The 2184-nt window shown below is 57.1% G+C and carries 2 protein-coding genes and 1 pseudogene; all 3 read right to left on the bottom strand.

Translation table 11 applies throughout. The features are described 5' to 3' along the window. Positions 1 to 763, bottom strand: a pseudogene (locus tag WB528_RS28255) (hypothetical protein); the annotation flags it as partial. A gap of 26 nt (positions 764 to 789) precedes the next feature. Next, positions 790 to 1776: a DMT family transporter gene (locus WB528_RS28250; RefSeq protein ID WP_423892727.1), complete on the bottom strand. Its 987-nt coding sequence runs from the start codon at positions 1774 to 1776 to the stop codon at positions 790 to 792. 46 nt (positions 1777 to 1822) lie between these two features. After that, the coding region (locus WB528_RS28245) for a hypothetical protein (RefSeq protein WP_423892726.1) at positions 1823 to 2184 on the bottom strand (362 nt) is incomplete at its 5' end.

The raw sequence follows: 2184 nt of genomic DNA, 5'->3' as shown, positions 1-2184 counted from the left end.
CCATCATCTTGTTCCGGTCAAAGACCTCCATGACATCGGCTTCATTATTCTTGCTGGCGATTTCGAGTAGGACGCCGGTACGAGTTGCGGCCTTGATACAGCGCTGAAAATCGCGGTAGCAGAGGCCCCTGCCGTCCTCCGATAGTGCTACGCCGAGCGGACCGGTTTCGCCGACGATGCCGCCCCACAGCGTGTCGTCCAGATCGAGGACCAGCACTTTCTTACTGCGTTGTGCGTGGGCATCAACCGCTTGCCGGACCGTTTCGGCAAGCAACTCAAACATCCGCGCCGAGTAGCGAATTCGCGCCGTGTACCAGAAAGCATTGGAAATCAGCACATCCTCGCCATGCCGGCGAAATAATAGATCGAGATCGAGCAGCAGCAGGTTGGGGCGCAACTTCGCGATGGCGACCAACTTTCCATTTAGGTCGGTTTGCCGTACGCGCAGAGAGTCCACATGCAAAACATCGGCGAAGCCGAGCCAGCGGTTCGAACTGAACGAAAATAAATTGGCAACCACGACCTTGTCGATGTGCCGGGCGCAAAAGCCGTCGAGCGCCTGCAGAAACATCTCGCACTGCCCGCGTGGCGCGCCGCCATAGAAAGCCTCGCCCATAAGCGTGTCGGAATCATAGAGACAGAGAACATGCGTCACATCGGCGGCGGAAGCAGGCGATTGGGTCGTCGAGAGGTCGGCGAGCATGCTGTTATGGGTCCCGACCAGAGCCTCCCACGGCTGCAGTGCGCGTACGAGCGGCTGCATATTTATATTGCTGAGTAGAATGGGCTTCATTGTACCGGCCGGGAGGCAATTTTTACGGGCCTCGGTCCAGTGACGCCGACGACAAGGAATATGCCCACTACGACCAGGATGAGTCCCAGAAACAGCGTAATTGTCAGCGGTTCCCGCAAGAACAGGGAACCGGCAATAACGGCCGTGATGGGATTGAGTGGCAGCATGATCATGGTGGTAGTCGGTGCTGTTTGACCGAGCGACCAGGCGTAGAGAAAGAACGACAACGCGCCGCCGGCGATGCCGATGTAGGCGATCGCCAACCAGCCTGTTGGATTCAAATGTGGAAAACCGTTCGGTAGGTCGATTGCCCCCCAAAAGACCAATAATCCAAGCGCGCCCGCAGCCATAGCGATAGCAGTGACCGCAAGCGGAGAATATTTTTTCAGATAAGGCTTGGAGAAGATCGCATAGACCGCTCCGAGCAGAGTTGCCAATATCATTGCCAAATCGCCGCGCCAGGCGGCGGCCTGAAAATCGAACCCGACATGCCCGATCGCGATGGCAGCGCCGACAATTGCGAAGACCACGCCGAGGCCTTTGCGAACCGACCAGGCCTCCCGGCCAGTGAGCTTCCCGAGCAGCAAGGTGGCAGCGGGTGTACAAGCGAGCACCACAGCACCGCCGGATGCGGTGGTGAATTTCATAGCGGCGCTGATGCACCACGGGAAGAGGCCGAAGTAAAGCAGGCCCAGTCCGGCTATTGCTAGGAGATCGCGACGCGGCACTCTGATACTTGAAACAATCGGAATCAGTGGTACCAGACAGGATGCAGCCACGAGGTAACGAAGGGTGGCGATGGTCAAACCGTCTGACCCCGACACGACGAAACGTGTGGCCACCAGCGCAGTCCCGGTAATTACGCTCGCGAGCGCCGAGGCCAAAACCGGAAGAAACGTCACGCTGGTCTGCTGGCGCTTTAAAATTCCCCGCATCTCCTCCCCACCGCAATCACGGTACAGCGTCTCGCTTATTCTACTCATGTGCGGGAAACTTCGGCGCGACCTAGCCCGGCGTTTCAGAGGTAGTTTACCTTAACACACCAATATCGGGAACAAAATTGTCAAATTTATAAACCACCTTCATGGTAAACATTAAGCAGAAGATCACGTAGGCGGCGGCAACGTCGGTGCCATACGGAGCCCGACCGGAGCCATAAGGTGAGGTAATAGCATGCTTGTTCTGGGTTATGCGGGTCATCGGAGACATGGATGGACGGGCGACGTCGATAGCAAGCTCAAGTCGCGCCTGCGCCATTCCGTGAGTCATCCGACGATCTTCAGCGCACTGACATCGTTTGGCGAGAACATCGAGGATATCCCGCTTAACCTGTTTCCACTCGACGGGGTCGGGCATGATAGCGCCGCCGCAATTTTGCAAAACGGCAAACT

The sequence above is a fragment of the Bradyrhizobium sp. genome (assembly GCF_049586575.1).
Classification (GTDB): domain Bacteria; phylum Pseudomonadota; class Alphaproteobacteria; order Rhizobiales; family Xanthobacteraceae; genus Bradyrhizobium.
The sequence above is the reverse complement of the archived record's forward strand: the minus strand, read 5'-3'. Positions and strand labels throughout refer to the sequence as shown.